The sequence below is a fragment of the Arachidicoccus sp. genome (assembly GCF_050436765.1).
Taxonomy (GTDB): domain Bacteria; phylum Bacteroidota; class Bacteroidia; order Chitinophagales; family Chitinophagaceae; genus Arachidicoccus.
Genome location: NZ_JBNQGD010000046.1, coordinates 1 through 10302 on the forward strand (window position 1 = coordinate 1; position 10302 = coordinate 10302).

Here is a 10302-nt window from a genome sequence, read left to right on the forward strand (position 1 = left end):
TCAGCAGTAATGTGATTATAAGTCTTTGTATTGATCATAATGGGATACTCTGGGCCGGGACTTACTTCGGTGGGCTTAATCGTTTTGATGGAAATAAATTTACGCACTACCGCCATAATGATAATAATTCTTCCAGTTTATCAAACGATAATATCTGGGATATTTTTGAAGACCGTGAACAAAATTTATGGATAGGCACTTTGGGAGGAGGCGTAGATCTTTTTGATAGAAAGGAAAAGCGGTTTGAGCATTTCCAGGAGTCCCCCGGAAAACCCAGTATGTTGCCCTCCAATTTTATTTCTAAAATTATTGAAGATAAAAATGGTGATTTATGGATTGGTACGGGTAATGGCGTTGCTGTTTTTTCAAAAAATGAAAAGAAATGGATCGTCTATCAACATTCAATCCAAAAGAATAGTTTAAGTAATAATTATATTGTCTCTCTGTTGGCAGATAAGGAGGGTAGAATTTGGGTAGGCACACGTGATGGTCTGAATCTGTTTAATGAGCAAAAGAAAAACTTTCAAATATTTACAACAGCCGATGGACTGCCCGACAATAGGATATTAAATATTGTTGAAGATGATCATCAAACTCTTTGGATATCTACCCTTAATGGATTGTGTAATATTATTCCCAAACAAAATAAAAATAAGACTGTCATTTCTGTAATCAATTATGATGAAATGAACAATCTTCAAAATCAGGAATTTAATAATAATGCAGCCCTTAAATTAACAGATGGCGAATTGATTTTTGGAGGACCTTCCGGGTTTAATATCATTGATCCTTCCATTATTAAGAAGACTGTATATCAACCTAAAATTGTTTTTACCGAATTAAAGATTTTAAACAAAATCGTTTCGTCTGGCGAAATGGTGAATGGTCGCGTTCTGCTACCCAAATCTTTATTGAATCTTAAAGCTCTCGATCTCAAGCATAACGAAAATGATTTTTCCATTTTATTTGCTTCACTCGATTTTAACCACAGCAACCACGAAAAGTATGCGTATATGTTAGAAGGGTTTAACGCTGATTGGTTATATACAAATGGTGTTGAACGAACAGCTACTTATACAAACTTAGATCCTGGGAAATATACCTTTAAACTAAAGGCCTTAAATAGTGATGGCTCTTGGAGTCATGTAAAAAAACTCTACTTGGTTATTGAACCGCCATTTTGGAGGACTGGTCTCGCCTATATTATTTATTTATTAATCGCTGGTGGAATATTCTTTTTAATCCGACGCATTTCTTTGGAAAGAATACACATGCGCTATGAATTAGTCCATCAACGTAAAGAAGCAGAGCGCATTCATTCTCTTGAGCAGTTAAAAACGAAGTTTTTTACCAATGTGAGCCATGAGTTTCGAACGCCGTTAAGTTTGGTCATTGCGCCGCTAGATAAAATTATTAATCAAACGACGGATGAAGAACAGAGAATTCAATTGAACCTTGTGCAACGCAATGCAAAGCGTTTACTTAATCTGGTTAACCAACTGCTCGACTTTCGAAAAATGGAAGTTCAAGAAATAAAACTATATCCTGCCATAGGTGATATTGTTGCTTTTTGTAAAGATATTAGTCACTCTTTCAGAGATATCGCAGAAAAGAAAAAGATTCAATTCTCCTACGCTTCGAATGTTGATAGTTTGGAGATTTATTTTGATAAAGATAAAATAGAAAAGATTTTATTTAACTTACTTTCCAATGCATTTAAATATACGCATGACAATGGTGTGGTAAGCATAGATTTACTGTATAAACCTTTTGGAGATGATGACGCAAATGGCACCCTCGCAATAAAAGTAAAAGACAACGGCATTGGGATTCCAGCTGAAAAGCATCAAAGAGTCTTCGAACGTTTTTTCCAAACCGATGTTCCTGAAAGTATGGTAAACCAGGGTACAGGCATTGGCTTAGCTATCACAAAAGAATTTGTAAGACTTCACAATGGAACTATTTCGGTCAAAAGCGAGCCAGAGAAAGGTACTTGTTTTACCGTTTTGCTGCCTGCGAAAAAAGTATTTGAAGCGCCCGTTCGGGTTGTAGTCAATCCTATAATGGTAAATGACGAGGAACAAATCGAATCCAAAACGACTAAAAAGAAGACGATTTTAATAGTAGAAGATAATGAAGATCTTCGATTTTATTTAAAAGATAACTTGAAAGAACAATATCATATTGAAGAGGCAACAAACGGAAAAGAAGGGTGGGAGAAAATTAAAATTGGAAATCCAGATCTTATTGTTAGCGATATTATGATGCCTTTGATGGATGGAGTCGAGTTGGTTAGAAAAATTAAAACGGGAACACCTACAGCGCATATCCCTATTATTCTTCTTACAGCTATAGGAAGTGAAGAAAAGGAATTGGAGGGATTAAAAGCGGGTGCGAATGATTATGTTACAAAACCTTTTACTTTTGAAATTCTAAATTCGCGTATCAGGAATCTAATGGCACAACAAAAATTATTGCAAAATAGATTCCAAAAGCAAATAGAAGTAAACCCGAGTGAGATAACGATTACGTCCGTCGATCAAAAATTTATGGAGCAAGCATTGGCAATTGTTGAAAAACATATCGATAATCCTGATTTTTCGGTTGAAGATTTTAGCCAGGAAATGTTTATGAGCCGCATTACCTTATACAGAAAAATCCTTTCACTTACTGCCAAAACCCCTATAGAGTTTATCCGCCTGATTCGCTTGAAAAGAGCAGCTAAATTACTAACTAAAAGTGGAAAGTCTATAGCGGAGATTGCTTATGAAGTAGGCTTCAATAACCCAAAGATTTTTAGCAAAAACTTTAAAGAGGAATTTAAAGTGACACCAACTCAATATTTATTAGATCAAAAAGATTGCTAGCTCTCTACATCGAGTTATTAAAATTTGACTATTTATTGCTTAATGCATTCTTTTTATCTTGATGGAATTTAATACTTGTCAAAATGACATTTGTTTTATTTCAAAAACTGATGAATTTCTTCTTTTTTAAGATGAATAAAGAAATCTTTCTGGGTTCAACTAAAAACGTAGAATCTGAGACTAAAATAGTAAAAAGCTTTTTGTAAATAAAAAATAGCCTTTAAAATCAATCATTTTGAAACATTTGATGCCTCAATTTGAAACATCCCAGTACCTAAGAAAAAGCTAAATAACAATAGTTTTACAGCATTGAATCAAAAAATAGTTTAATGCTCGTGAGACTTCGTTCTTTAATGTTTACATTCTTATTTGTCTTCATAGGTACTGCCCTATTGGCAGAGTCGCCCTCTTGTGTTAAGGCGCCTGACGGCACTTCACATGCCATAAAACTAGAAGTTGTATCTGGCGCTATTATAAGAGTGATTGAATCTCCATGTAAAAAAATCTTACCAACACAAAGCCTCATTGCTGTTTATAAAAAGAAGGCCAATCTTTCTTGGCAAGTCATTCCTTCTGAAGATTTCGTGACAAATAAAACACAGAGATTGATCGCCATGGTTAATCTACATTCCGGTACTATCATACCGAATATTTACAGGGGCGCAGATGCTTCCTTCCATTTATATGAAGCTGAAGGAACAAATTATAATTATGAGAAAGACGCATATTCTTATAAGCCGCATGGTTCAAGGGCTTTGAATTTTAATGATAAGGAAGGGGAAAGAATTAATCTATGAAGGGAAAAGTGGATAATAAAAAATTGATCAAACAATAAAAGGATAAATATGAAAAAAGAAATCGGTTCTTTTAAGACTGCGCTTCTTGATAGCATTCTTTGCTATTTAGGTGGGTGGGAAATGGGGCTTTGGTTCAAGCGAAGGAGATTCTTGGTACAATAAATAATAAATCATTAATCAAACAATAAAGGATAAATATGAAAAAAAGCAAATCGGTTCTTTTGCGGTTGTTCCTCTTATGGGTAACATTTGCAATATCAGTAGCAGGAAGTAAGGCTTTGGCTCAAGTTGAAGAAATTCAAGGTACAATTATGAATCAAAGTACTTTTGCACCACTTGCCGGTGCAACCATTAATGTAAAAAATACGAAGCATTTTGCTACTTCCGATGAAAAAGGAAGGTTTAAAATTGAAGCATCTGTCGGAGAGGTACTTCGTGTTACAATGATTGGATATCAAAATGCCGAAGTTGTTATAGGGAAAAGCAATGTGGTTATTGTGAAACTAACCCAAACAGATTCGCACTTGAATGATGTCGTTGTAATAGGTTATGGTACAGCAAAGAGACGAGATGTTACTGGTTCAGTAGCCTCTATATCAGGGGATGAACTACGCAAGACACAGCCAACCACTTTTGATCAGGCACTACAAGGAAAAGTGGCTGGTGTAATTGTACAACAGGTATCGGGACAACCCGGCGGCGGCGTATCTATCCAGATAAATGGCGTATCGTCAATAACCGGCTCTAATTCGCCACTGTACGTAATAGATGGTGTTATTATTCCACCGGTCGGCGATCCCGGAACTGGTTCAAATCCCTTAAATACTATTAATCCTGCTGAAATTGAATCAATTGATGTATTGAAAGATGCTTCGGCAACAGCCATTTACGGCTCGCAGGCAACCAATGGCGTGGTTGTGATCACTACAAAAAGGGGAAAAGCCGGCGCACCGGAGATAACTTATGACACCTATGACGGTTTCCAGGAAATATCGAAGCGACTGCCTGTGGTGAATTTACAGCAGTTTGCAACTATCATTAATGCCCGGGGCCTTGCTTGGGGCTTTGATACCAGACCCCAATTTGCCGCTCCCCAATATTTAGGTGCTGGTACCAACTGGCAAAATGAACTATTCAGGAAGGCTCCCGAAACCAGTCACACAATTACTGTAAGCGGTGGAGACGCCAGAACCCATTATTTACTATCGACCTCGTATTTTGACCAGAAGGGGATAGCACAGGGGTCTGATTTTAAGAGATACTCTTTACGACTGAATTTAGATAACCAAACCACTAATTGGCTAAAAATCGGGACTAGCCTTCAGTTGGCGCATGTTGATGAAAATGTAAATTCAACTTCCAGCAGTGTAATCAATACCGCGTTAAGTATTACCCCTGATGTTCCGGTAACTAATTCTGACGGCTCCTGGGGCGGTGTTACCAACACCAACGGTTGGGTACCACCTTTTGCCAACCCGGTGGCATTAGCTCAAATTGTCAAAGATTTGAAAACTAGGAATCAAATATTTGGCAATCTTTATGCTGAAATACAATTTTCTAAGGATTTTAAGCTGCGGAATGAACTATCTGGTAACTTTGATTTTACTAGAGAAGATAAGTTTTCACCAAGTTATTCTTTTGGTAAAGGTGCCTTCAGCCCCAACTCCGGTTCCGCTACCGCCAACCAAAATTTTTATACGGTAATACGCAATTATCTAACTTATAATCATAATTTCAATAAACTTCATATCGATGCTTTAGTAGGGCATGAAGCGCAACAGAGTACTTTTGACTACTTAAGCGGTGGGCGAAGGCTTTTCCCCTCAAACAATGTGCAAGGGCTTAATTCAGGTGATGCTAGCACGGCCACAAATTCCGGCGATAATTCGCAATCGACCCCCACTGGCGGTTCTGCACAGGAATCCTATTTCGGTCGTATCAATTCTTCCTGGAATGACAGATACCTGCTCACCGGCAATATACGGAACGATGGTTCTTCAAATTTTCCATCCTATAATCGTTGGGTTACCACTTATTCTGGCGCTTTTGTCTGGAAAATTAATCATGAGGATTTTTTGAAAAGTGTTAAGAGTATAGATGAATTGAATTTAAGACTTGGTTATGGGATAACCAACAATCAGGGCATACCAGGTAATACGTTTGTAACACAACTTGCATCGAGTGTAAATAGCTTATCAGGTACAGCGCAGTTTCAAAACAATTTGGCAAATCCGTTGGTGCAATGGGAAAAAACAATTGATTACAACGTAGGTATTGACGGTTCGGTTTTGAAGGGGCGGTTAAGTTTTACAGTTGATGCTTATGACCGCGAAACACATGGTCTTTTATTACAGGTGCCGCTTCCGGAATACAGTGGTACTGTCGCAGGTTGGGGACCGGGATCCATGCAGGCGCCTTATGCCAATGTCGGATCGATAAGCAACAAAGGGTTCGATTTCCAAATCAACTCTACCAATATTAGTTCCAAAAATTTTAGTTGGAAAACCGGTCTTACCCTATCGCGGAATGTTAACAAAGTGCTCAGTTTAGGTGCTGGTGGCAGCGATGCTAACTTAAGCCAAAAATCTTATGTAATTAATGATATAATCGAAAAAACAGTGGTGGGTCAGCCCATTGGAGAATTTTACGGCTATGTATTTGATGGGATATTTGCAAAGCCCAGTGATTTTCAAACGCATGCCCTACCGGTTAACTCCGATGGCGCACCCTATCCGGTTTCTGCGGCAGGCGGGGGCATCTGGTATGGAGACCGTATGTTTAAAGACTTGAATGGTGACGGTATCATCGACTCAAGAGATCAAACCTTTTTGGGCTCCCCAATCCCCAAATTCCAGTATGGTATCAATAATACATTTAACTATAAAAATTTTGATCTGAATATTTTCTTCAGCGGCAGCTATGGCAACAAGATATTCAATCAAATGGCCATACAGGAATACAATCCGCAAAATACTGCCACTTATTTTACATCGGTATTAAACTATGCGAAATTGGCTTTGGTAGATCCCAACGGCTCTGCAACCGATGTTAACAATGTATATGTTACCAACCCGAACACAACGATTGTAGGATTGAGAAATGACAATACCAACAGTAATAACCGCCCTAATAGTTTGATGATCGAAGATGGTTCATTCCTGCGATGCAAAAACATCACCTTAGGGTACAAGTTTTCAGCCAAACTTTTATCAAAAATATCCGTGCATTCGGTTAGGGTATTTGCTACTGTAGCCAATGCCTTTGTAATCACAAAATATAAAGGCATGGATCCTGAGATTGGTTCGTGGAACCCGCTTCAGGCAGGTTGGGATGCCGGTTATTATCCGCAGCCAAAAGTGTTTACTATTGGTGCAAACATAGCCTTGAAATAATAAAACGATCACCGATTTAAAATATATGTTTATGAAATCAATTAACAAAATTATTATCATCCTGCTATCTGTAACAGCAATTGCCGGATGTAAAAAAAGTTTCCTGGATCGTCCGTCCAACTCGCAGATAAGTTCTGCTAATTTTTACAAAACCACCTCTGATTTACGATTAGCTACGGCAAGCCTGTATGGCGGTTCGGAGTGGTGGCAATTTAATAATGAGGCCTGGTTACAACTTGGAGACGTATTAAGTGGCACGGGTAGTTTTCAATATAACGGCGATTTGGTACAACTTTTTACACGCACTATTACCGGGCAAAATGGTATTGTAACCAATGGTTGGGTGGGGTTGTATGATGTTATCGGCCAATGTAATGGCGTTATTAATGCCATAGAGCAAAGGGTCGCTTCATCCATTTCACCAGCAGACAAAAATGCAGCTATAGGTGAGGCAAAATTTATTCGTGCCGTAGCTTATTATTATTTGGCAGTGTATTGGGGTGCCGTGCCAATTATTGAGGATAACAGCAAACTGATAAAAAATCCGCTAGTTAACCGCAATATTGTTTCTGATGTCTATAAATTCATTACTAATGACCTGACTTACGCAGTGCAATACCTCCCCAAAACAGATGATAAAGGCCGGGTAACTACCTGGTCGGCGCAGGGAATGCTTGGCAAAGTATATTTGACCATGGCGGGTTTAGGTGAAAGTGGTGGTCTACGCAACCAGGCTTTGCTTGACAGCGCCAAAAAGTATGCTGGCAACGTTTGTAAAAATAGCGGGTTACAGCTTTTTGGGCAGTATGATCCGAACCACCAAGGTTATTATGACCTTTTTAGGCCGCAAAACAATGATAGCCCCGAATCATTATTTTCTCTCCAATGGGCTCCAGGAGTGGGTTATGGAAATGGCAATGACATACAACTTTATTTTTCGCCAACGAGTGCCGTTCTTCCTCAAAAGCAGGGGGGGTGGGAGCCCTTGGCGCCAACTTACGATTTATATCAGATGTATTCAGCTAAGGATACAATAAGGCGTAAAGCTACTATTATGCTCAATGGGGATCATTATCCAGAATTAGATCAGGCCGATGGCGGTTATACGGCAACCGGTACGGGCTTGAAGAAACACATTATTGGCAACGAAAAAGATAACAATTCGCCCACAATGGATGGTTGGTCATCAATTGAACATATTATGATTCTCAGATTGGCCGATGTGTACCTAGTGTATGCCGAGGCGATTCTTGGCAATAATGCAACTACATCCGATGGGGATGCGCTTATGTATTTTAACTTAGTGCGGACAAGGGCCGGCGTTGATCCTGTAACGGTGCTGAACGCTACAACACTGCGTACCGAAAGAAGAGTTGAACTTGCTTTTGAAGGACAATACTGGATAGACTTGGTTAGATATTCTTATTATGATCCGGTTAAAGCTGTGAATTTCCTTAATGATCAGGATGTCAATCATGGTCGTATTTCGTTTACTTATGATCCTATAACGAAAACAGCAACTAGAGATACAATTGCGCCACCCTCGACGCTTCCGGCAACCATCAATTCATTTACGCTACCAATTCCATCATCTGAGTTGACCACTGACCCCAAATTGGCACAGCCAGCAGTACCCTACTATTAATTTAATATTTTAAATATATTATTATGAAAAATAAATTAGACATCCGCTTGTATTTTTTGCCACTATTCTTCGCGTTGGTGGCTTTGCTGCCAGCCTGTAAGAAGAGCGACGTCAGCGGTGCCGCTCCTATTGTTACAAGCATAAGATTGTATTATCCGTCACCTATGGATACTCTTTTGAGTACTGGTAGTCCAACTGATTCTAGCTTGTACGTAGCGGCAGGAAAATATGTGGTTATAATTGGGCAGAACCTGCAAAATGCGACGGAAATTGATTTTAATGGCGTTCCCACCCAATTTAACGCGGCTTTATTTGCGCCGAATAGTGCTGTTGTGCAAATACCGAATATAGTGTATTCAACAATTGATACCACTAAGCTATACACCTTAAACTATAATACACCGGCAGGTTCAACAACCTTTTCTTTTAAATTGGGGCCTGCAGCACCTACTATTAATGCTATATCTGATGTATTTGCCGCCCCGGGCGATTCGGTTTATCTGTATGGTACAAATTTATTATTTGTTCAGCAGTTTGTATATGGAGGAACGAAAATCACAAAGTTTAATTCGAGCTTTACTGGGGACTCTCTTGGCTTTTTAATGCCGGCAGCTACTACTACCAAGCTAATTATGGTAACCACTAAGTCTGGTACAGCTGTGGATACGATAAAGGCTACACCAACCATTAGCAGCATTTCCAATGAGAATGCCAACGTTGGTGATTCAGTTTATATTTATGGTGCCTACCTTAAAACTATCCAGTCAATTTCTTTTGGAGGTGCTACTATTACAGATTTCACAGAAGATCCACATGGCACTTATGTTACGTTTCTGGCTCCAGCTTCGAACAGCTACTCTAGTGGACCAGTTACCATTGTGACCAGTTATGGAATGGTTTCTACTGTTTATAATGTAAATACTCAAAATGGCGTTACTGATGGTCTTTTAGCAAATTTTGAGTGGGGTGATTATTTTGGTTATGCCTGGTGGGGAGATATTACATTAGCTAATAACATAGCCGATTTTAATGGTTCGATCGGAACCAATACTAGTCAGTATGTGTATTTTAATTCTCCTGTTTTAGCTGGCGGTGCTAGCGTGTACGCCCCCTTGGGTAATTCTAATACGGGTAATCACTGGATGCCTGTGGCAGATATTACAGATCCTCCTTCAGACTGGGCTCTTAAATTTGAAATAAGTGTGGCTCACCCATGGAATGGAGGTACTCTTTATATTGAAACTGCATTTGCAGGTGATAATTATGTTGCGCGTTATGAGCCATGGAAAGCTAAAAACGTTGCTTTTCAAACGAAAGGCTGGGAAACCGTAACTATTCCTTTAAGTAACTTCAAATCAAAAGTTAACACATTAGGTGATGGTGTATCAATTACTCAAATAAGCGATTTATTAGGGCCTACTGGTGCGAATAGTTATAATATGACCCTTAAAAATTTCAGTACTTCGCAAACTGCAACTGGTTTTTATGCCGCTATTGACAATATTAGGTGTGTAAAAATTAAATAAACTAAAACCCCATGGCAGCATTTCGTCGTGGGGCTTTTTAACGAATTGAAAAATTAAAACAAAATGAAGATTAAG

At 38.8% G+C, this 10302-nt stretch carries 5 protein-coding genes; all 5 read left to right on the plus strand.

Annotation, left to right across the window (positions count from 1 at the left end):
* On the plus strand, positions 1–2867 hold a 2867-nt coding region (locus tag ACQR30_RS01800; RefSeq protein ID WP_429730419.1), incomplete at its 5' end, for a hybrid sensor histidine kinase/response regulator transcription factor.
* A 329-nt stretch (positions 2868–3196) separates the two neighbouring features.
* Positions 3197–3664 carry a hypothetical protein gene (locus ACQR30_RS01805; protein ID WP_429730422.1) on the plus strand — a complete coding sequence of 156 codons (468 nt, stop codon included), beginning with the start codon at positions 3197–3199 and terminating at the stop codon, positions 3662–3664.
* Between the two features lie 197 nt (positions 3665–3861).
* Positions 3862–7056, plus strand: coding sequence for a SusC/RagA family TonB-linked outer membrane protein (locus ACQR30_RS01810; RefSeq protein WP_429730425.1), 3195 nt, complete (start codon positions 3862–3864; stop codon positions 7054–7056).
* A 31-nt stretch (positions 7057–7087) separates the two neighbouring features.
* A complete protein-coding gene (locus ACQR30_RS01815) occupies positions 7088–8701 on the plus strand; it encodes a RagB/SusD family nutrient uptake outer membrane protein (RefSeq protein ID WP_429730427.1) in 1614 nt (537 codons plus the stop codon).
* 23 nt (positions 8702–8724) lie between these two features.
* The gene (locus tag ACQR30_RS01820) at positions 8725–10227 is read left to right on the plus strand and encodes a glycan-binding surface protein (protein ID WP_429730429.1); all 1503 of its coding nucleotides are present in this window, start codon (positions 8725–8727) and stop codon (positions 10225–10227) included.
* Positions 10228–10302 lie beyond the last annotated feature (75 nt).